Origin of the sequence: Picosynechococcus sp. NKBG042902 (assembly GCF_963864045.1) — a bacterium.
Classification (GTDB): Bacteria; Cyanobacteriota; Cyanobacteriia; order Cyanobacteriales; family MRBY01; genus MRBY01.
This window is the reverse complement of record NZ_CAWLTV010000068.1, coordinates 1-22,095: the sequence shown is the minus strand read 5'-3', so window position 1 is coordinate 22,095 and position 22,095 is coordinate 1. Positions and strand designations below refer to the sequence as shown.

General features: G+C 48.2%; 20 protein-coding genes. 17 read left to right on the top strand and 3 right to left on the bottom strand.

Annotated elements, in window-relative coordinates:
• Nucleotides 1-110 precede the first annotated feature (110 nt).
• Nucleotides 111-3,104, bottom strand: coding sequence for an ATP-dependent chaperone ClpB (gene clpB, locus AACR41_RS07620; RefSeq protein ID WP_030007056.1), 2,994 nt, complete (start codon nucleotides 3,102-3,104; stop codon nucleotides 111-113).
• A gap of 208 nt (nucleotides 3,105-3,312) precedes the next feature.
• Between clpB and speD the strand changes: the two genes are divergently transcribed.
• The 8 genes from speD (at nucleotide 3,313) to hetR (ending at nucleotide 12,715) form a co-directional block, all read left to right on the top strand.
• The gene (speD, locus tag AACR41_RS07615; protein ID WP_041443332.1) at nucleotides 3,313-3,696 is read left to right on the top strand and encodes an adenosylmethionine decarboxylase; all 384 of its coding nucleotides are present in this window, start codon (nucleotides 3,313-3,315) and stop codon (nucleotides 3,694-3,696) included.
• A gap of 371 nt (nucleotides 3,697-4,067) precedes the next feature.
• Nucleotides 4,068-4,298 carry a hypothetical protein gene (locus tag AACR41_RS07610; protein ID WP_030007054.1) on the top strand — a complete coding sequence of 77 codons (231 nt, stop codon included), beginning with the start codon at nucleotides 4,068-4,070 and terminating at the stop codon, nucleotides 4,296-4,298.
• A gap of 212 nt (nucleotides 4,299-4,510) precedes the next feature.
• Nucleotides 4,511-6,172 carry a GAF domain-containing sensor histidine kinase gene (locus tag AACR41_RS07605; RefSeq protein ID WP_030007053.1) on the top strand — a complete coding sequence of 554 codons (1,662 nt, stop codon included), beginning with the start codon at nucleotides 4,511-4,513 and terminating at the stop codon, nucleotides 6,170-6,172.
• A gap of 78 nt (nucleotides 6,173-6,250) precedes the next feature.
• Nucleotides 6,251-7,915 carry a bifunctional 3,4-dihydroxy-2-butanone-4-phosphate synthase/GTP cyclohydrolase II gene (gene ribBA, locus AACR41_RS07600; protein ID WP_030007052.1) on the top strand — a complete coding sequence of 555 codons (1,665 nt, stop codon included), beginning with the start codon at nucleotides 6,251-6,253 and terminating at the stop codon, nucleotides 7,913-7,915.
• Between the two features lie 168 nt (nucleotides 7,916-8,083).
• Nucleotides 8,084-9,130: a recombinase RecA gene (gene recA, locus AACR41_RS07595; RefSeq protein ID WP_030007051.1), complete on the top strand. Its 1,047-nt coding sequence runs from the start codon at nucleotides 8,084-8,086 to the stop codon at nucleotides 9,128-9,130.
• 177 nt (nucleotides 9,131-9,307) lie between these two features.
• Complete coding sequence (locus AACR41_RS07590) at nucleotides 9,308-10,378, top strand: tetratricopeptide repeat protein (protein ID WP_223209919.1); 1,071 nt, start codon at nucleotides 9,308-9,310, stop codon at nucleotides 10,376-10,378.
• A gap of 23 nt (nucleotides 10,379-10,401) precedes the next feature.
• Entirely contained in the window at nucleotides 10,402-11,526 is a 1,125-nt protein-coding gene (locus AACR41_RS07585; protein ID WP_030007050.1) for an aldo/keto reductase, read from the top strand.
• 274 nt (nucleotides 11,527-11,800) lie between these two features.
• The gene (gene hetR, locus AACR41_RS07580) at nucleotides 11,801-12,715 is read left to right on the top strand and encodes a heterocyst differentiation master regulator HetR (RefSeq protein WP_030007049.1); all 915 of its coding nucleotides are present in this window, start codon (nucleotides 11,801-11,803) and stop codon (nucleotides 12,713-12,715) included.
• Between the two features lie 128 nt (nucleotides 12,716-12,843).
• Here the strand turns inward: hetR and aspS are convergent, their stop codons facing one another.
• Complete coding sequence (aspS, locus tag AACR41_RS07575; protein ID WP_030007047.1) at nucleotides 12,844-14,634, bottom strand: aspartate--tRNA ligase; 1,791 nt, start codon at nucleotides 14,632-14,634, stop codon at nucleotides 12,844-12,846.
• A gap of 282 nt (nucleotides 14,635-14,916) precedes the next feature.
• Here aspS and AACR41_RS07570 point away from each other — a divergent pair, with 282 nt between their 5' ends.
• The 9 genes from AACR41_RS07570 (at nucleotide 14,917) to AACR41_RS07530 (ending at nucleotide 21,656) form a co-directional block, all read left to right on the top strand.
• Entirely contained in the window at nucleotides 14,917-15,195 is a 279-nt protein-coding gene (locus AACR41_RS07570) for a DUF4351 domain-containing protein (RefSeq protein ID WP_223209918.1), read from the top strand.
• Between the two features lie 50 nt (nucleotides 15,196-15,245).
• A complete protein-coding gene (locus AACR41_RS07565) occupies nucleotides 15,246-15,701 on the top strand; it encodes a DUF29 domain-containing protein (protein WP_030007045.1) in 456 nt (151 codons plus the stop codon).
• 140 nt (nucleotides 15,702-15,841) lie between these two features.
• Nucleotides 15,842-16,093 (top strand): hypothetical protein, encoded by a 252-nt coding sequence (locus AACR41_RS07560; protein ID WP_223209917.1) that lies wholly within the window; start codon nucleotides 15,842-15,844, stop codon nucleotides 16,091-16,093.
• A 171-nt stretch (nucleotides 16,094-16,264) separates the two neighbouring features.
• Nucleotides 16,265-17,596 (top strand): flippase, encoded by a 1,332-nt coding sequence (locus AACR41_RS07555; RefSeq protein ID WP_030007043.1) that lies wholly within the window; start codon nucleotides 16,265-16,267, stop codon nucleotides 17,594-17,596.
• Between the two features lie 211 nt (nucleotides 17,597-17,807).
• A complete protein-coding gene (locus tag AACR41_RS07550) occupies nucleotides 17,808-18,455 on the top strand; it encodes a Uma2 family endonuclease (RefSeq protein ID WP_030007042.1) in 648 nt (215 codons plus the stop codon).
• Nucleotides 18,456-18,623: 168 nt separating this feature from the next.
• Nucleotides 18,624-18,965 (top strand): hypothetical protein, encoded by a 342-nt coding sequence (locus AACR41_RS07545; protein WP_223209916.1) that lies wholly within the window; start codon nucleotides 18,624-18,626, stop codon nucleotides 18,963-18,965.
• 26 nt (nucleotides 18,966-18,991) lie between these two features.
• A complete protein-coding gene (locus AACR41_RS07540; RefSeq protein ID WP_223209915.1) occupies nucleotides 18,992-19,540 on the top strand; it encodes a hypothetical protein in 549 nt (182 codons plus the stop codon).
• Between the two features lie 3 nt (nucleotides 19,541-19,543).
• Entirely contained in the window at nucleotides 19,544-20,443 is a 900-nt protein-coding gene (locus tag AACR41_RS07535; RefSeq protein ID WP_084150011.1) for a methyltransferase domain-containing protein, read from the top strand.
• Nucleotides 20,424-21,656, top strand: coding sequence for a glycosyltransferase family 4 protein (locus tag AACR41_RS07530; protein ID WP_030007040.1), 1,233 nt, complete (start codon nucleotides 20,424-20,426; stop codon nucleotides 21,654-21,656). The genes AACR41_RS07535 and AACR41_RS07530 overlap by 20 nt, the downstream gene beginning before the upstream one ends.
• 102 nt (nucleotides 21,657-21,758) lie before the next feature.
• On the opposite strand, the gene AACR41_RS07525 is transcribed toward AACR41_RS07530, so the two are convergent.
• Nucleotides 21,759-22,095 (bottom strand): type II toxin-antitoxin system VapC family toxin (locus AACR41_RS07525; protein ID WP_030007039.1); only part of this gene is annotated, 337 nt, incomplete at its 5' end.

The window sequence follows — 22,095 nt, the reverse complement described above, 5'->3', positions numbered from 1 at the left end:
TTGAAGTTTTATAAATTTTAAAAGGATAACTTTAGCAAGTTACAAAGTATTTCTTTGTACATAACGCTCAAGAATAATTCAAGCTTGACATTATCCTTTTGCCTCAACACCTAGATAGAATCTAACCAATTTTCTTCTGAGTCAGAATCAGCACCAACATAAGCTGGAGGATTTGTTTCTCTGGTCGGAGATTCTAAACCATTAGCTGTTTGCTCTGGCTCATCTGTCCCAAACCATTGATCATCGGGCTGTTCGGCATCAAAGGAAACAGTCGTCTCATCTTCACCCCAATCATCATCGGGTTCATCGAGTTCAGCCTCTGCAACCACAATTTCATCCGGTGCGACGACAGGAAGGATTTCTGCTTCTGTTATAGATGCCTCTTCTGTTTCTATGGGTTGCTCTTCCGGTGCTGGGGCGATCGCCTCTTCCGAAATCACCTCTGGCACTTCTCGTTCAGGTCGCTGCCGATCAAAAACCAAGGCACCCTCGACGCAATCAACTAAAATGCGATCGCCTTCCATAAAGTCCGTTTCTAAAATGCGATTGGCGATCGGGTTTTCCAATTCCCGTTGGATCGCCCGTTTTAAAGGTCTGGCCCCAAAGGTCGGATCGTAACCCGCTTCCACCACATGATCGAGAGCCGCATCCGTGAGCGACAATGTAATTTTTTGGTCGGCCAGGAGCTTTTCGATGCGGTGAATTTGCAGTTTGACAATTTCCCGCAACTCATCCCGTTTCAAAGTATGGAAAATAATCAGTTCATCAATCCGGTTGAGAAATTCTGGGCGGAAATTTTTCCGTAACGCCCCCGTCACCTTGTCCCGCATCTTGTCATAGTTCGCATCATCCCCCGACAAACTGAGGATAAATTCACTGCCGATATTGCTCGTCATCACGATGATCGTATTGCGGAAATCCACGACCCGTCCTTGGGAATCGGTGATCCGCCCATCATCCAGCACCTGCAACAGGATATTAAACACATCCTTATGGGCTTTTTCTACTTCATCCAGCAGCACCACCGAATAGGGCCGCCGCCGCACCGCCTCCGACAGTTGCCCCCCTTCCTCATAGCCCACATAACCTGGAGGCGCACCAATGAGCCGTGATACCGCATGTTTTTCCATGTATTCGGACATATCAATGCGCACCATCGCCTCTTCGCTATCGAAAAGAAAAGCCGCCAAAGCCCGCGCTAATTCTGTTTTTCCGACCCCTGTCGGCCCCATAAACATAAACGAGCCAATCGGACGACTGGGATCCTTCATCCCAGCCCGGGCGCGACGAATGGCAGCGGAGACCGCTTCCACCGCTTCCTGCTGACCGATCACCCGCTCGTGCAAATGTCCTTCGAGTTGCAGCAGTTTTTGCCGTTCGGATTCCATCAAGCGATTCACGGGAATCCCTGTCCAACGGGCAACAATTTCGGCAATGTCAGCTTCCGTAACTTGTTCCCGGAGCATGGCATCTCCGGCGGCTTGGATTTCCAGCAGTTTGACTTCTTTTTGACTGAGTTCTGCTTGTAAACCTTCGAGACGGCCATATTTCAATTGGGCTGCTTTGTTGAGGTCATAGGCGCGTTCGGCTTGTTCCACCTGGAGACGCAGTTGTTCTTCCTCTTCCTTGAGGGAATTAATTTCATCGATGAGATTTTTCTCGGCGAGCCACTGGGAAGAAAGGTCTTTCTGTTGGATTTCAAGGCTTTTAATTTCTTCGTCGATCCGATCTAAGCGTTCCTTGGAAGCGAGATAGGCCGGGGAAGTCGCGCCGAGTTGTTCTTCACCTTTGAGGGAAAGCTGCTCCATTTGTAGCTGCATTAGGCGACGATCAATCGCTTCGAGTTCAACGGGTTTGGAGGTAATCTCCATTTTCAGTTTGGCGGCGGCTTCGTCTACTAGATCGATCGCCTTATCGGGGAGAAAACGGTCGGTGATGTAACGGTTGGAGAGAGTGGCAGCGGCAACGAGGGCGGAGTCGGTAATATTGACGCCGTGGTGTAGTTCATAGCGTTCTTTTAAGCCCCGCAGAATGGAAACGGTATCTTCCACGGTGGGCTGTTGGACAAGTACCTGCTGGAAACGCCGTTCGAGGGCAGGATCTTTTTCGATATGTTTGCGGAATTCGTCGAGGGTGGTCGCCCCAATACAGCGCAATTCGCCCCGTGCCAACATCGGTTTGAGGAGATTTCCGGCATCCATGGAACCGTTGGCGGAACCTGCACCGACGACGGTGTGGACTTCATCAATAAAGAGAATAATTTGTCCGTCGGACTGGGTCACTTCTTTAAGCACAGACCGCAGACGGGCTTCGAATTCCCCTCTGTATTTTGCCCCGGCGATTAGAGAACCCATGTCGAGGGACATCAACTGCCGATTTTTGAGGGATTCGGGCACGTCGCCATTGACGATTCGTTGGGCTAAACCTTCGGCGATCGCCGTTTTCCCAACCCCTGGTTCGCCGATCAAAACTGGATTATTTTTCGAGCGCCGAGAAAGTACCTGAATCACGCGTCGAATCTCATCATCCCGCCCAATCACCGGATCAAGTTTACCGTCCTTTGCCTGTTCGGTGAGATCGCGGCCATATTTACTTAGAGGACTGCCGCCATAGGCGCTACCAGTTTCCTCTTGGTTCTGGGCGGTGACCTTTTGGCTACCTTTGAGGGCTTTGATCTTGAGTTCGAGATCCTGGGGGTCGAGGTTAAAACTTTTCAGCGATCGCCGCCCGATCCGCTCATCCTCCGCAAAGCCCACCAGCAAATGCTCAACAGAAATAAAATCATCCTGCCAACTGTTACGACAGGCTTCGGCCCGGTCTAACATCACGTCTAAACCTTGACCGAGATAGAGCTGATCGCCCCGCATTAGTTTGGGCTGTTGCTGGGCAAACCGTTCTAACTGTTGCTGGAGCCTGATCCCATCGACACCTGTCTGGGTCAAAATCGTTTGGGCCAATCCCTGTTCCTGCTCCTGTTCTAGCAATGACAAGAGTAGATGTTCCACCTCAAGATTTTGGTGTCTGTAGCGACGGGCGATCTCCTGTGACTTGACGATCGCATCCCAAGCTTGTTCGGTGAATTTGCTGGAATCAGTGGGCTGCATCAGTAGTTTGTTTTGGCGTTAACGGTTTTTATCAGCACAGTATAACAAGTTGCTGATTGTCCCTTGGGGGCGGTGCGAAAATTTCCCCGATCCAAATTTAGGTAAAAATACGGATTTATTTTCCTCAGAAAATCATTGAAACTGAGATCTTCTTTGTGATATGAACGCAAAGTTTATCCCCTTTACTCGGAGTGTAAGGATAAAAAGAATGAAAAAATTGGGTACTCACCTTGTGGTGGATGGTTGGGGTTCCCCTGCGAACCTCCTCAATGATCCCGAAGGTATCCGTCGGGCCATGATCGAAGCGATCGCCGCCGGAGAAGCGACTCTAATTGATCTCTGTGTCCATCAATTCAGTCCCCACGGTGTAACAGCCACCGCAACCCTTGCTGAGTCCCACATTGCCATTCATACCTGGCCCGAATATGGGTACTTTGCGGCTGATCTTTTCTTTTGTGGTCGCGGCAAACCCGTTGAAGCCATGAAATTCCTCCAGCAGGCGCTACAGGCAACGGAATGTAAAATGACCGAATTTGATCGCGGTTTCCCCAAAGAAATTTTGGTGCCCTCCATGGCTGCGGCGATCGCCTAAATAATCTAACGACTGCTCCAGGGCGAAATTGAACCTCTCCGGCAGTCCAGTTATTACTGAATAACTCAATAAGTTTAGATGCCCCTCTATGTCCCCCAGACCAGAGGGGTTCCTTGTTTTTGGGCAACAAAATGGCAGTCCCATCAAGAAACCGTCACAATTTTGGCTGTCTAAATGAATCCTTCATCATGGTCTTAACCAAAGGCGATCGCCTCCGCAGACCCTACATTAAAAGTCTTTAGCATCCTCTTAGAGAGCTTGTGATGGCGCAAAAGATAACAACCTCGATTAGGGAAATTACCCAAGCCCCTTGATACAGAGACGCAAACGCCCTTTGATAGAATGTAGCTCATCCAATGGCCGCCATTTCTATGGAAAATCACCCCACCGACCCCCAACGACAGCCCGAAAAAACCCAGATTTCGATTCACATCGATCCAGAAGTCCTCGATCAGATCAAACATCTTACTAACGACCCCAGCAAAGTGATCGAAACTGCCGTTAAGCAGTGGCTCCGGGGCGAACGGGTCCGCGATGATGAACTGACCCGACGGTTTCGGCGCAATCCGCCAGTTCCGCCCAAGGGGGAATGGAACGATTAAGAAAGGTAAGTATATTGTTGTTAAGCTGGCCTTTATCCCCAAAATTGTTAGTCATAATGGGCCTTTGTCAGCCATCAAGAAAAAGTCCAATAAAATCCCCAATAGGGTTTGATTTTCTCAAAAGCGCACCGCGCAGCGGATCTCGTTGCGATCGCCTGGGCTAGTCATCAAATACCCGGACTTAATCTCGACAATATTCATTCAATGCCTCCATGGGTTGTTTTCCGCCTCAACTACCAGCAGATCAACGGCAGCACTTCGCCTATTGGCAAGCCCTCAACGCAGAAATTATCTGGCTCCAGGACAATATGGGGGTTTGTACCGCTTTTTTTTGGCAATGGGCAGAAACCTTTGGCTGCCAACCCCAGGCGATGGTGGCAACAGAAATTTTTCAGCAATGGATCACGGTAGACAACGCCATCTACACAACTGCCCTGCAACGGGTGGGTCAGGGGGGCCTCCCCGAAACCCTAGACGGTACTTTTCAATGGGCCGATCAGACTTTTCCCCTCAAGCTTTTGGTCACTGCCATCGGCGCGGGCCAACTGTTGGTGGTGGGTTTCCCCCAGGCCGTTGCCCCCAGTTCCCTCTCTCCCCTGTCCTCCCAAAAAGCCCTCAGTCGCATTGCTCGCAAGATCCGCAATACCTTTGACCTGACGGTGATTCGTCAAGAGGCGATGAATGGCCTAGGTAAAACTCTACAGGTGAGTCGTTGTTTATTGTTGACCGCCGATGCAACCCAAAGCCGATTTCAGGTCGAAGCAGAATATCGTTGCAGCTCGGTTCCCTCCTGTCTTGGGGCCAGTTGGCGATCGCCCGATAGCCCAGTCCTCGAAGAAATTTATCAAACTCAAGTTTCCCAATCTTTAACAACCCTTTGCCCGGCCCTGGCCGACAGTCAAGCGGTGCTTATCTTGCCTACCCTCTACCAAGGTAGTGTCAATGGTTTTATCTGTCTGCAACAGTGCGATCGCCCCAGGATTTGGCAGGAAGTTGAGCAAGAATTTGCCCAGGAGCTCGCCGAACAACTGGGAACGGCGATCGCCCATGCCACCCTCTACCAAGAACTTGAACAACTCCACCAAGCCGCCACCGAAGCCGCCCGCCTCAAAAACGACTTCCTCGCCAATACCACCCACGAACTCCGCACCCCCCTCAATGGCATCATCGGTTTTCTGACCCTCGTCCTCGATGAAATGGCCGACGGCCGCGCCGAAGAGTTAGATTTCATTGCCGCCGCCCACGAAAGCGCCCTCCACCTGCTGAACCTGATCAACGATATCCTCGACATTGCCAAAATTGAATCAGGCAAACTCGACCTCGATCTCCAGCCCATTAGCCTAGGGGAACTGCTCGATAACCTCAATAACTTTGCCCGGCCCCAGTTACAAACCAAAAATCTCACCTGGGAAATTTTAGTGCCCGAAAGCCACGACGATATCATCCTCTACGGCGACTACCAGCGTCTTTTTCAGGTGCTCTTGAACCTCGTGGGCAATGCGATCAAATTCACCAATGCTGGTGGTATTACGATCAATGTTGAGCTAGTTTTCAAACCCGTCATCCACGACGATCAACAGTTTCCAGGGATGGTCAAAATCAGTGTGATTGATACCGGGATTGGCGTGGCTTTGGATATGCAATCTAAGCTCTTTCAAAACTTTTCCCAGGTGCGGGGTGGCCATACCCGCAAATATGGCGGTACGGGGTTGGGCCTCGCCATTTCCAAGAAACTGGTCGAAGCCTGTGGCGGCAAAATCTCTTTCTACAGTATGGGCGAAGGCTTAGGATCAACGGTCACTTTCTCGGTACTTCTCCAGCAAAAACCCGTGCTCAAACAGCCCAAGCACCAGGATCCCCAAGTGATTATCTAGGCCGCACCGACCCCGGCAAAACGTTACAATAGAGACTAAATATTAAAGAAACATTACATTTAGCAGACCGGAAAATACGTGGATACAGCTTGGCAGTTTGATTCGATTGAAGCGGCATTGGGCGACATCAAAGCCGGACGGGCCATCGTTGTCGTAGACGATGAAAATCGTGAAAATGAGGGGGACATCATCTGTGCGGCCCAACATGCCACCCCAGACATGATTAACTTCATGGCCGTGGAAGCACGGGGCTTGATTTGTTTGGCCATGACTGGCGATCGCCTCGATGCCTTAGATCTGCCTTTGATGGTTCACAAAAATACCGACAGCAACCAAACCGCCTTTACGATCAGCATTGATGCCCATCCCCGCCTGGGCGTTACCACGGGGATTTCTGCCGAAGACCGTTCCCGCACGATCCAGGTAGCCATTGACCCCACCTCCCGCCCCGAAGACCTCAATCGCCCCGGCCATATTTTCCCCCTCCGAGCCCGGAGCGGTGGTGTCCTCAAGCGCGCTGGCCACACCGAAGCTGCGGTGGATCTGTCCCGTTTGGCGGGTTTATACCCAGCGGGGGTCATTTGCGAAATTCAAAATAACGATGGCTCCATGGCGCGGCTGCCGGAACTGATTGAATATGCCCGAAAGTTTGACCTCAAAATTATTAGCATTGCCGACTTGATTTCCTATCGCCTCGAAAATGACCGCTTTGTTTACCGTGAGACCGTGACAAAGCTCCCTACGGAGTTTGGTCAGTTTGAAATCTATGCCTACCGCAACACCATGGACGGCACGGAGCACGTGGCCATTGTGAAAGGTGATCCGAAGAATTTTGCCGACCAGCCTGTGATGGTGCGCGTTCACTCAGAATGCTTGACGGGGGATGCCCTCGGTTCCCTGCGCTGTGATTGTCGGATGCAACTGATTGCCGCCCTCAAGATGATCGAAAATGCCGGTCAAGGGGTGGTGGTCTATCTACGTCAGGAAGGGCGCGGCATTGGCTTGATTAATAAACTCAAGGCCTATTCCTTGCAGGATATGGGTTTGGATACAGTAGAAGCTAACGAACGGCTCGGCTTTCCGGCGGATCTCCGGGACTACGGCATGGGGGCGCAAATGCTCAATGACCTGGGCGTCCATGCGATTCGTCTAATTACCAATAATCCCCGCAAAATTGCGGGCCTGAAGGGCTACGGCCTAGAGGTAGTCGATCGGGTGCCGCTTCTGATTGAGAGTAATGATTTTAATACCCGTTATCTCAATACCAAGGCCCAAAAGTTGGGACATATGCTCCTGCAAACCCACCTGGCGACCATTGCCCTCCGTTGGCAAGGGAAAGATAATGTCACCCAGCGCTATGAACATTTAGAACGGCTCCGCCACTTGACCCAAAAACAACATTTACTCGTGCGGGAGGAAGCCCGTCCGGTCGCTAGTGCGGTCTTTTCCAATGCACCCTTAATCGTTCATCTAGGCTTCGACCAGGCCAAGTTAGCCCGCGCAGATTGGTACACCGATACGCAACATCCTTATCTCCAGGCGATCGCCTCCCTCCTTGGTGACATTGCCCAATGGGACGATCTCACGGAATTGGAGTTTATGATTGCCACAGGGGATGACCCGATGACGGGGTTACAAATTCAACTCGACCGTGAATTTTTGACCTGGCTCCAGCTACCCACCTTTATCCAAGCGGCCCCTGTCAAAACCCAGACTATCTACCACTTCCAGCAGCCCAAATAATCATCCCGGTGAGGGTTGTTTGTCGCCGAAATCTCGCCTGGATCTGCCTTTTGTCGGATTGTAAAAATCCTCTGGTCGCTTTCCGGAAAAATTGCGATACCATAAGTACGATTGAACTCAGAAATCCAATCACCTTTGACCCATTACGCCACGGCGATCGAGGTAACCATGTCAGCCATCACCAATAATCCCGACAAAGAAAAAGCCCTAAACCTAGTACTCAACCAAATCGAGCGCAACTTCGGTAAAGGGGCAATTATGCGGTTGGGGGATGCCGCCCAGATGAAGGTCGAAACAATCCCCAGTGGGGCTTTGACCCTAGATCAGGCGATGGGGGGTGGGTTCCCACGTGGGCGAATTGTGGAAATCTACGGCCCGGAGAGTTCTGGGAAAACGACGGTTGCTCTCCATGCGATCGCCGAAGTCCAAAAAGCGGGTGGCGTCGCTGCTTTTATTGACGCTGAACATGCCCTGGATCCCACCTATTCCGCCGCCTTGGGAGTTGATATTGAAAACCTGCTGGTGGCCCAACCCGATAACGGCGAATCTGCTTTAGAAATTGCCGACCAATTGGTTCGCTCGGCGGCTGTGGATCTAATCGTGATTGACTCGGTGGCGGCCCTCGTGCCCAGGGCAGAGATTGAAGGAGAAATGGGCGATGTGCAGGTGGGTCTCCAGGCCCGTCTCATGAGTAAAGCCCTCCGTAAAATTGCCGGGAATATGGGGCGTTCGGGTTGTACAGTAATCTTCCTCAATCAATTGCGCCAAAAAATTGGCATTAGTTACGGTAATCCAGAAGTGACGACTGGCGGGACAGCCCTCAAATTCTATGCTTCCGTGCGCCTCGATATCCGACGCATCCAAACCCTCAAGAAAGGGAGCGAAGGGGAATTTGGCATCCGCGCCAAGGTTAAGGTAGCCAAAAATAAAGTTGCCCCACCGTTCCGCATTGCCGAATTTGACATCATCTTTGGGAAAGGAATCTCTCGTGTGGGCTGTATGCTAGACCTCGCTGAACAAACGGGGGTTATTACCCGTAAAGGTGCCTGGTACAGCTACGAAGGGGATAACATTGCCCAGGGTCGCGATAATGCCGTGAAGTATCTAGAGGAAAATCCGGACGTTGCGGCGATCGTCACCCAAAAAGTCCGGGAAAATCTGGATATGAGTTCCATGGGTTTCGGGGATGAGCACCACACCACCGAAGAAGAATAAGCGTTTCCGTGGCAGCAAATATTCCTGATCCAATGCAAGCTGGTGAGACAAGGGGCGAATTTAAGCCTCTTTTTTCTTGAGTTTCTTGAAAGTTAGGGGAACAGACACCAGACAACAGCATAATTTGCGGCGTGCTAGAATCGGATGCGTCATTTTGAAAAAAACGTTACGTTCACTATGGGTATTCGTTTCTCTCGTTGGTTAGTGGGTTGCGGTGTGGCGATCGCCTTCGGTGTATTGTCCCCTTCAGTCACTTGGGCTAATCCCCAACTCAATGCCCTCCTCGAACAGGGAAATGAACAGCTGACCAATCGGAATTTTGCCCAAGCAGTGCAGCATTATCGCCAGGCTCTCACCCTAGAAGCCAACAACGCCCGGATCCATGGTGCCCTCGGTTATGCCCTCTCTCAACTGGGCAATTATTCAGAAGCGGTGACGGCCTACCGCCGGGCTACGGAATTAGAAGATGACAATGCAGAGTTTTTCAATGCCCTGGGTTTTAATTTGGCCCAAAGTGGCGATAACCGCAGTGCCATCAACGCCTACCAGCGAGCCACCCAACTGCAGCCGAATAACCTGGCCTACAGTCTGGGTTTAGCGACCGTGCAATTTCGGGCCGGGGACTACGATCAAGCTCTGGTCGCGTACCGTAAAGTTTTGGCTAAAGACAGCAACAACACCATAGCGCTGCAAAATAGTTTAACCAGTTTGTTGCAATTGGGACGGAACCAAGAGGCGGCAGTGCTGTTTCCTGATTTGCTGCGCCAACGGCCCAATGACGCGGAACTCCGCATTAAAGCAGCGGTGACGTGGTTTGGCCTCAATGATCGTGACCAGGCGATCGCCTTCTTGGAAGAAGCCCGCCGCCTCAGCACCCGCGACAGTGCGATGCAAATTCGGGTCGGCAAGATCTACGAAACCCAAAATTTATTACCCCAGGCGATCGCCGCCTATGAACAGGCTAGTTTTGTCGATCCCCAATCCCGCGAAGCCTTTGCCTTGTACGGATCGGCGGCGATGAAGACCGAGGATTATATCAACGCCATTATTGCCTACCGCGCCCTGACGGAATTGTCCCCCACAGATCCGGCGGCCTTTTACAATTTTGCGGTGGCCCTCCAGGGGCGGCGGCGTTCCCGCGAAGCCCTCGAAGCTCTGAAAATGGCGCGGGATCTCTACCAACAACGGGGCGATCGCCGGGGGGTTAATATTACGGAATCTCTCATGGCGGCCATCGAAGAGGGTTAGGCACCGCACCAGTCACGATCACCATGCGTTACCGACGGTTTGGGAAAACAGAATTAGACATCTCAATTTTTTCCCTGGGGACAATGCGAGCCTTAGAAAGCAGCGCAACCATGACGGCAACGGTGCAGCGGGCTTGGCAGTTGGGGATTAATCATTTTGAAACAGCGCCGAGCTACGGGGTGAGCGAGCGTTTGTTGGGGCAAGCTTTTTGCAAATTGGGTCTCCCCCGGTCAAATTTTTTTCTCACGAGCAAACTATTACCCAAGGGGACAGCGGCGGAAATTGAGCAGACCATCACGGTTTCCCTCGAAAATTTAGGTATCGATTATTTAGATTGTCTGGCGATCCACGGGATTAATACAGCGGAACATCTCCAGTGGTTTTTAGAAACGGGTCTGGGGCCGCTCCAACAATTGCAACGGCAAGGCAAATTTCGCCACCTTGGTTTTTCGACCCACGGCCCCCTGCCTTTAATTCTCACGGCCATCGAAACGGGCTATTTTGAATTTGTTAACCTCCATTACTATTATTTTTTTCAGCGTAATGCCGAGGTGATCGCCCTCGCTGCGGCACGAGATTTAGGGATTTTTATCATTTCCCCTGGCGATAAAGGAGGCCAACTGTTTACCCCACCCCAGACCCTCCAGACCCTCTGCCAACCAGACACGCCCCTAGCACTCACCTACCGTTTTTTGTTGGGCGATCGCCGGATTACGACCCTCAGTTTTGGGGCAGCCAATCCCGCTGAATTGGCTATTTTGGGGCCCCTCGTTGACCAAGATCAACCCCTCACCCCCCAGGAACAACAGCGCCTCACGAACCTGAGTCAGCACCAACACCAACGCCTCCAGGGGACAGAATGCCACCAATGTTACGACTGCTTACCCTGCCCTGAAGCGATTGCAATCCCCGAAATTCTCCGCCTCAGAAATTTGGCGATCGCCTACGATATGCAAAGTTACGGCGAATACCGCTATCAGATGCTCGAAAATGCGGGTCATTGGTTCCCAGGCAAAAAAGGCAATGCCTGTACAGAATGTGGCGACTGTTTACCCCGTTGCCCCAGCCAACTGCCCATCCCCCAACTGCTCCAGGAGGCCCACCAGCGCTTGAACGGAAAACCGCGCCGTCGTCTTTGGGAAACTTGATTTTGATCTTTGCGCATATTGGCGGATGCATTTAGCCTGTCAATAACCATTAAATTTTCGTGGGGCCGATTCGTCGCCAAAACGGGTTATTAAACTCAGCCAAATGTCAGATTTTCCCTATTTTCAGGGGACAAACCATAGCCAATGGCCAAAAGCCAAGTAGAATTTAGCCCCTAAAGGGATCATCGAAACTTCATTATTCTTGTTTAACTTGCCAGTTGATTCGTTTGGGGAACTCTGAAAATTGACCAATTCCTCTGGGGCTTTTTCATCGATGGCACAACCGGAACTAGAACTGCTCCAAGCCCTAAATCCAAGTGCCTTTGATCAAGTGTTGTTGTCCTTGGCTTTTTTTGCGCTCCGGCAAAGCAGTTATCGCCATGGGGCTTTTTTGGATGCGGCGGCAACGGCGGCCAAATGTGCAGTCTATACCACCTATGTGGAGCAGGGGGGAAATCTACGCATGACTGGGCATTTGCACCATATCGAACCAAAACGGGTCAAGGCCATTGTCCAAGAAATTGAGCAGGGTCTCCAGGCGGGCCAACGGCTGCAGCATGGTGCGTTCCAGGAACCCACTTACCTCACTGAATTGCCCCAGGTTTGGTTAGGGCAGTATCCCTGGCATCGCTCCCAACCCCGGTTAACGGGCGATCGCCTCAGCGAAGACCAACAGACTTACCTCGAGGCGAAACTGCCCCCAGATCTACCAGCGGCCCAGGGGATCTCCTCCGCCGAATTTGCCGATCTCATTGCTTTTTTACACCAACAGGCCCAGGAAAAAGCCCCAGGCGATCGCCCATTGCCCCTCAGTGAAGCCCTCGCCGAACATATCAAACGCCGTTTGCTCCACGCCGAAACGGTTATGCGCCTCGATAACCCCTGGGGAATGCCCTATTACATCCTTTTGAGTTCTACCTATGGCGGCCCCGACAGCCCAACAAAAGCCCCCCATTCCCTCCTCGAAGACGCCGCCCACTTTCTTCGTCTCAGCCATGCCTGGACAAAGCAACAACACAACGTCATGCGCATTTTTGAATCCCTTGATATTGCCCCCGCCGATTTGTCCGAGGCCCAGACAGAACTGCATGAATTAATGCGGCACTGGGCGAAAAAATATCACCAACGGGGCAAACCCACCATGGCGATTCACATGATGTTTGGCCCCAAAGATCATTCTCTTTCCTGAAGCCGAAAACAGCCGCCCTTTCCCAAACGATTTAGAGCATAAAAAAACAGGGGCGATCGCCGAAATTGCACGATCATCCCCCATTATTCTTTTTGAAAACAATTTCAGTTGTCTCGAAAGCCAATGGCCTAGTCTTTTTCTGGGGCCGTAGAAGCGACAAAAAGTTCCTTCAATTGCTTTTGATCGACTCCCGCCGGTGCATCGGTTAACAGGCAGCTTGCCTGTTGTGTTTTCGGGAAGGCAATCACATCGCGAATGGAATCCTCCTGGGCCATAAGCATCACCAAACGATCTAAACCATAGGCAATACCACCATGGGGCGGGGTGCCATATTCAAAGGCTTCGAGCAGAAAACCAAATTTTTCTTGGGCCTCGGTTTCTGATAAGCCAATGGTCTGGAAGACTTTTTCTTGGACTTCCCGCTGGTAAATCCGTAGACTGCCGCCACCGATTTCAATGCCATTTAAGACGATGTCGTAGGCGAGGGCGCGGGCCGTTGCCAGATCCTCTAGATCTTCTGGATTCGGTGCAGTAAAGGGATGGTGTAAGGCTTCGAGGCGTTTTTCGTCGCTATTATATTCAAACATCGGAAAATCTGTAACCCAAACAAAATTGAGCTGATTTTCATTGATCAAGCCCATCTCGGCACCGACCAACTGTCGCACTCGGTCTAGGGACTTATTGACAATATCCGTCGCCCCGGCCCCAAAGAGGAGGAGCGTGCCCGCTTCAGCCCCAGTACGACTGAGAAGTTCTTGTTTTTGGGCGTCACTGAGGTTGTCCTTGATCGCGCCGATGGTATCGATCGCCCCGTCTTCCCGCACCCGAATAAAGGCAAGCCCTTTGGCTCCCATTTCGACGGCGGCATTAAACAGATCGCCACCGGGCTTGATCCGTACATTGGAAATAGCATCGTTTCCGTTGGGAATCGGGAGGACTTTCACTTGGCCACCGCTCTTAACCGCGCCAGAAAAGACTTTAAAGCCCATGTCCGCAACAATATCAGAGACGTTGACCAGCTCCAGGCCAAAGCGCGTATCGGGGCGATCGCAGCCGTATTTTTCCATAGACTCGGCGTAGGTGATGCGGGGGAAGGGGCGCTCTAGTTCAATGCCCTGGGCCTCCTGGAAAATCCGGCAAATTAGGCGTTCGTTGAGGTCAATGATTTCGTCGAAGGACATGAAGCTCATTTCCATATCCAACTGGGTAAACTCCGGTTGACGGTCGGCCCGGAGGTCTTCGTCCCGGAAGCAGCGGGCAATTTGATAGTAGCGATCGCAGCCGGCCACCATCAGCAATTGTTTAAAGAGCTGGGGCGACTGGGGCAGGGCATACCAATCGCCTGGGTTCACCCGGGACGGCACCAGATAATCCCGCGCCCCTTCGGGGGTAGACCGAGTCAAGATTGGCGTTTCCACCTCCATGAAATTTTCATCGTCTTCCAGGAAGCGGCGCATTGATTTGACGACGGTGTGGCGCAGTTGGAGGTTTTTCGCCATGGTTTCCCGGCGCAGGTCGAGGTAGCGATATTTTAGTCGGAGGTCTTCTTTGACTTGATCGCCGTCGGCACTACTAGAAACGAGGATCGGCAGCTGTTTATGGACGCCATTTAGGATCTCGATGGTGTCAGCGTAGATCTCCACTTCGCCAGTGGGCAATTTGGGGTTTTTCGCCCCTTCTTGGCGGGCGCTGACTTTCCCAACAATTTTTACGACGTACTCACTACGGCTAGCATCGGCATCATTGTAGGAATCTGGGGTTCGCTGGGGGTCACTGACAATCTGGACAATGCCCGTGCGATCGCGTAGATCAATAAAAATTACGCCACCATGATCCCGACGGCGATCGACCCAGCCATACAGGGTTACGGTCTGGTCAATGTGCTCGGAGCGCAAATCCCCGCAGTAATGAGTACGCATAGTTAGTATATATAGTTAAAGCATAGAGTTTTAAAGCGATACTAAGCCTACCAAAGATCCTGGGTCTTGCCTACATTCTCTTGGGCATCCCAAACTTAAGGGTAAAACTGGCTGCCATCTGACAAAAATCCAATCCTAACAATTCGTCAAGGCCCACGCCCTGAATCAGCAATCTAAATTAGCGTGGCGATCGCCTGATGATTGTGTAAACCCGTAAAATGCAGCAAGGTTATTGAGACTATACTGACAAATAAATACCCAGATTTGACCCAGAAGATGATTATGGAAATTCTCGATCTGAAACAGACAGATATTACTCGTTCTCGCTTTTACCAAGAGATCATGACCAAAGGTCTTCAAGAAGGCCGCCAGGAAGGTCGCCAGGAGGAAGCAGCAAATTTGGTAATTCGTCAGTTAAAACGGCGCTTTGGGGAACTATCGGAGTCACAGAGCAAAAAAATCCGGTGTTTATCTGTGCGGCAACTGGAGGAACTGGGAGAGGCGCTATTGGATTTTGCGGCGGTGGCTGATTTGGATGGATTTTTGGCGCAGGTGGATTAGGGGATTCGGAAATCTCTATATTTTTCTAATTTTCTAAAATCGATACTTTCATGGCTATCTCTCTTAGTCCGACACTTTACGATGATGATTATGTTGCTTGGTTAGATATCACCCTAGAGCAACTCAAAAAACATGATCTAGATCATCTTGATTGGCAAAATCTGACCGAGGAAATTGAAGCATTGGGACGGGAACAACGCCGCAAAGTCGAGAGCTATCTACTTCGACTTTTAATCCATTTACTGCTCTATCAACATTGGCATACCGAAAGAGAATGGTCGGGCAGAGGTTGGGAGAAAGAAATCGATAACTTTCGCTTGGAATTGGATTTACTTCTAGAATCGAAAGTCTTATCTAATTATTTAGAGACAGTCTTAGAAAAAGACTACCAAAAGGCGCGGAAAAGCGCGATTCGCAAGTCCCGGCTTTCTCCCGAAACCTTTCCCATCAGTTGTCCCTACAGTATTGAGCAAATCCTCGACCCGAATTGGCTCCCTAAAATTTGATCATTAGAGCTGATTTATAGAGCCCCCTGGCCCCCAGTCTGGGGGAGATTTTCGGATCAAAATTCTCCATGGTTATAATGCCCAGGGTACTCTTCTCGTCATCAGTTTTACTGAACGTGATCAGAGGATACGATTGATTAGTGCCCGTCCTGCAACTATCAAAGAAAGAAAAGATTATGAACGAGACCAAAAATTCTAAAATGATGCCTGATGATGACTTACTTCCTGAGTACAACTTTGATTACAGTAAGGCGCACCCTAATCGTTTCGTGGCAAAACAACGCAAAAGCGGGGTTACGGTTGTGTTAGAGCCTGATGTCGCGCAAGTTTTTACGACTTCCGAATCAGTAAATAAAGCTTTGAGAGCAATTCTCTCTGCGATTCCCCAGTAGTGCTCGGGGTAACGGTTTGTCGGGAGTGATCGCCTGGGGGCTCTGATCGGGTAGGCTATGTAAGCATTGGTTTTGTTTCGTGTTTATGTCGGACACCATTATCCGGGTTGAAAATTTAGAGAAAAAGTACATCATCGGCCACCAGGGGCAACAGGGAGACGGGAAGCTCTAATGCTCAGTAAGTACCAACAAGCGAAGGAAGTTGCTCGGCAATATATTAGTGGTGAGCGAGGAAACATTTTTCAGAATGTTGCTTGGTTATTTTTTGAGCATATTTCTCGAATGGTGTTTGGCCTTTTCGTCGGGGCTTGGGTTGCCCGCTATCTTGGTGCTGGACAATTTGGAATTTTAAGTTATGCCACAGCCTTTATTGGTTTGTTTAGTCCTTTAGCAGGTCTTGGTTTAGATTCGTTGGTGATTCGCTCGATTGTCCATGAGCCGGAATTAAAAGATCAGATTTTAGGGACAACATTTTGGCTAAAGTTGGTGGCTTCTCTGCTGTGTTGTGGTTTGATTATGGGAGTGATTTTTCAAGTCCGCTCTGGGGATGCAGTGACTTTGCGAGTGGTAGCAATATTGGCAACAGCAAGTATTTTTCAAGCGTTTGATGTTGTTGATTTTTGGTTTCGTTCCCAGGTTCAATCTAAGTTTACAGTTATTGCCAAGAATAGTGTCTTCCTATTGGTCACAGGGATTAAAGTGCTGCTGGTTTTATGGCAGGCACCGCTGGTCACTTTTGCTTGGGTGATGTTTGCAGAGGCTGGTTTAGGGGCGTTCACCTTGTTGATGATGTACCGTTTTCGAGGTTGTCGTTTTTCATTAGTATGGAGCCTAGAAGTAGCAAACCAACTTTTAAAGGAAAGCTGGCCGTTAATTCTGTCGGGCTTAAGCATCATGATCTATATGAAAATTGATCTAATCATGCTTGGAGAAATGGTAAGTGACAAGGCCGTAGGCCTATATGCAGCAGCGACTAAGCTTTCTGAGATTTGGTATTTTATCCCAACAGCGATCACTGCTTCTGTTGCTCCTTCGATTTATGCAGCCAAAAAAAATGATCAGTCTCTTTATTATGCTAAAGTCAAGAAATTAATTCGTTTTTTAGTGCAGATATCTTTGGTTTTTGCCATCCCAATTTCTATTTTATCTATGTGGATCGTTGCATTGATTTATGGACAAGCGTATATTGGTGCGGGAATAATACTAGCTATTCATATTTGGGCTGCAGTATTCGTCTTTATGGGAGTGGCTAGCTCACCTTGGTTTATTGCGGAAAACTTAACGCACTTGTCTTTTGTAAGAACATTTTTAGGGGCATTAATTAATTTACTTTTAAATTATTTACTGATCCCATCCTATGCGGCTATAGGGGCAGCCTCGGCAACTGTCATTTCACAAGCAATTGCTTCATACCTGAGTAATGGATTAACACCAGCGACTCGTCCGATTTTTAAGCTTCAATCGAAGGCTTTTATGACTGATATTTTCTCTGTTTTTAATTAATTTAAACTCAAGAACTGTTCTTGATAACCTTCGAAAAACACATATGAAGTCACTTGACTTCTGTTGTCTATAGATAAGCGATCACCTCACCTGAGTAACTCGCAGCAAGTGTAATAGTTGCGTTCTATATTTAGAGAATAGAAAAGGCGATCGCCTATAATTAGGAAAGAGTAGTAAATAGATTGTGGCACTCTATACCGAGGTCAAAAATATGTTTATCAAAGAAAAAATTGATATTGACTTGCCACAAGAATCAAGGTTACTGACCTTAGAGGAATTTTGGGATTGGTATCCCGATGGTTATGAGGGCCGATTTGAATTACATAATGGAGTGATTGTCAAAATGCAGCCTACTGGAACCCATGAGCAGGTTGCTGGTTTTTTGGCAATGGAAATTGGGTTTGAAATTAAACGGTTAGGCTTACCCTTGTGTATTCCGCGCCAAGGCTTAATTAAAGCGATAGATACCGACAAAACCGCCTATATTCCTGATGTGATGGTGTTAGATAGTGCTGCTATACAAGACAAGGAGCCAATGTGGAAAAAGCGGTCAACCATTACCCAGGGAGAAACCGTTCGGTTAGCAATCGAGGTCGTCAGTACCAACTGGCAAGATGATTATTTAATGAAATTAGGAGAATACGAAAAGTTAGGCATTGCTGAATATTGGATTGTGGACTACTTAGGATTGGGTGGTAGACGTTATATTGGCAGTCCCAAGCAGCCGACCGTTTCTATTTATCATCTAGTAGAGGGAGAATACACTTTTGCCTTGTTTCAGGGTCAAGATACCCTACGGTCAAATCTTTTTCCTGAACTGAGTTTAAGTGTGACGCAAATCTCTCAAATTGGGCAATAGCGATATTTACTTGAATGAAAGGCGATCGCCTAGCCTCGCCAGAAATATTATAATAACTTTGTTCTGACTTTAGGGGGAAGTAAAAAAGGCGATCGCCTTGGTCACTCAGGTTTATACTTTTATAGTGCAGCCCATTCCCGATGGTCACAGACTCCCTACTCCATAACGATGCTCAAAACCCCCGTTGCTTTCATTATCTTTAATCGTCCGGATCTGACGCAGATTGTGTTTAATGAGATCCGAAAAGCACAGCCAAAGCAACTTTTTGTCATCGCTGATGGGCCGCGCACCCCAGAAGAACAAGAAAAATGTCAAGCGGCACGGGATGTCATTAAACAAGTGGATTGGGATTGCGAAGTTTTTTGTAATTATGCCGATGTGAATTTGGGTTGCCGAGAAAGAGTTTCCAGCGGTATTACCTGGGTTTTTGAGCAGGTTGAAGAAGCCATTATTTTGGAAGATGACTGTGTGCCTGCCCCTTCTTTTTTTCGTTTTGTGAAACCTTATTAGATTACTATCACCATGATGAACGAATTATGGTGATCAGTGGTAATAACTTTCAAAATGGCATTCAACGCACAAGCTACAGCTACTATTTTTCTCGATATAATCACTGTTGGGGTTGGGCAACTTGGAAAAGAGCGTGGAAATATTATGATTTTCATGCAGAAAAATGGTTGAAATTTAAGCAAGAGAGATTACTAGAACAGCTTTTCGAGGACTCAGTAGAAACAAAATATTGGCAGCAAATTTTTGATCGCCTCTTTCTCGAAGGGAAACCCAATTCCTGGGATTATGCCTGGACTTTTGCTTGCTGGGCACAGGGGGGATTAAGTATCTTGCCCAATCACAACTTAGTCTCTAATATCGGTTTTAGGTCTGATGCTACTCATACTCACGGTTCGGAAAGCTTAGTAGCTAACCTCCCTACTCAGGATATCTGGAAAATTCTTCATCCCCCATTTATTGTTAGACATCAGGAAGCGGACTTATATACTTTTAAAAGCTGTTTTTATAACAACTCTTGGGCAAGTAAAGTAAAGCGTATCCCAAAGAAAGTAAAATCGACACTTGGTTTTAAATAAAGCATGATGTTATCTAAAGTTGACCTTTCTGAATATGAATTTTCGGAAATTAAAAGACTTTTAAAAGATGCCGATAACAATTCACCTAAACTTGAAGATATTTGGCAAGCGATGGATCAAGTATGGGATGAATTAAACTGTGATAGTGAAAATATTGACTGGCAAAAGCTGTCTCTATATTATCAACATCCGGTTTGGATTTTAAATTCCTTGTTTATTGAGCAAGATCCAACATCTTTGCAACATCGATCTTCTATTGCCCAATGGATTGCAGAAAACGATTTTGATAACATCCTTGACTTTGGTGGAGGGATGGGAAACTTGGCAATTATGATTACGCAGGTTGCCCCGGAGATGAATATTGATCTTTATGAACCAACACCCAGTCAGTATGCTATCAAAAGACTTCAAAGCTTTAACAATATCCGATTTGTTGATCACCTCCATTCTAACTATGATTGCCTCATTGCCACAGATGTTCTTGAGCATATTCCTGACCCCCTAAAGAGCTTTGGAGAAATGATTGAAGCAGTGAAGTTAGATGGATACCTTTTGATTGCTAACCATTTTTATCCTTGTATTAAATGTCATTTACCTTCTACCTTTCATTTTCGTTATACTTTTGACTCTTTTGCTCGTCAGATGGGTTTAAGAAAAATTGGACTGTGCGAAGGTAGTCATGCGACTATTTATCAAAAAATTTCCAACAAACCTTTTGACTGGGATAAAATCCGGGAGCAAGAAGAAAAATCACGACAAAACTTCCAGCTCAACCAGATCAAAGAAAAATACTTTTATCGTTGGTTGAGAAAAACAATAAATTTTATCAAAAACCCCCAGAAAGGCATTATAAAAATCCAAGATAAATTAAAAAGCTTTTTGAATGAAAATTCTCCAAATTAGTACCAGTGATATTTCCGGTGGGGCTTCCATTGCCGCATATCGACTCCACCAAGGCTTACGTCAAGCAGGCATTGGTTCCAAAATCTTAGTCGGAAACAAACAAAGTGGCGATCGCCATGTAGATCAGATCAGCAAACGTCGCTATGTTAATAAAGCCCTTTCCCGTATTAGCGCAAGCTTTGGTCTCCACTACCTGACCATTGCCGATACCTGGCAGATCAAAAAACACCCCTTCTACCAAACCGCTGACATTCTGAATCTCCACAACCTCCACGGTGAATATTTTAATTATCTGGCCCTGTCCGCATTAACCGAAAATATTCCCGCCGTCTATACTCTCCATGATATGTGGAGCTTTACCGGACACTGTGCCTATAGTTTTACCTGTGAAAAATGGCAATTTGGTTGTGGTTCCTGCCCAAATTTAAGTACCTATCCTGCCGTTAAAATCGATAATACTCAACTCGAATGGCGACTGAAAAAGTGGGTTTATGACAAATCAAATCTAACAATTGTCACCCCCAGCCAATGGCTAAAACAACAGGCCGAAAAAAGTATTTTTAAAGCTAAAAAAATCCACCTTATTCCTCATGGTCTTGATATACAACTCTATAAACCTTTAGATTCAAAACTATGTCGCACTATACTAGACTTACCCCAAGATAAATATATCATTGGCTTTGCTGCTCAAAATCTAAATGATCCTCGTAAAGGCTCGGATCTACTTCAAAAAGCTCTCCAAAAACTACCTCAATCCCTTAAAAAGAACCTTCAAATTCTCACTCTAGGTAACCAGTCCACAAGCTTTTTACAAAATATTGATATTCCTGCCCTGAGTCTCGGTTATGTTGAAGGTGACGCTCTGAAAGCAATTTTTTACGCCGCTGTTGATCTGTTTATTTGTCCTACTCGTGCTGACATTTTTGGTTTAGTTTTACAAGAAGCAATGGCCTGCGGTACACCTTTAGTCTCCTTTGATATTGGTGGTGTGCCTGATTTAGTGCGTCCCGGTGTGACTGGTTATCTCGCCCAACCCGAAGATCCCCAAGACCTTTGCAATGGCATTGTGCAACTGCTCGAAGACAACGCCTTAAGGGAAAAGATGGCGCAAAATTGTCGCCGCATTGCCGAAACTGAATATCCTATTGAACTGCAAGCCCAACGCTATATTGAACTCTACCAACAGATCCTCAACCAAAAGACTACTGCATAAATGAAAGGTGAGTTTTGTCGGGGGATTTAGACAATAAGCGATATTTTAGGCTAACAACGATAGTAGGCGATCGCCTCTGTCAGTACCAGAAAACAGCGACGATCAAAGTTTTTTTGGAACCGCAACAGAAGGCTGAAGACCCAGTCGTTGGACACGTTTCGCAAAACGTTTATCATCAAAGCTCACAAAACTCTGGCACTCCCGACTAGCCGCAAGATGGAGAGCATCAGCAAAATCCAGCCCTTGTAAATGCCACTGCAAAGCCAGATCAACACGTTCCCAACTCTCGACGATCACATGCTCTAATCCTAATAAATGTCGAATGACCCGGGCAAAATCTTCCCGTTGGAAACCATAAAACGCTCGCAGCACCCATTCCAACTCTAGGATGACAGTGAGCGGCACAAACAAACGAGTTGATTCTGTAAAAATTTTATAA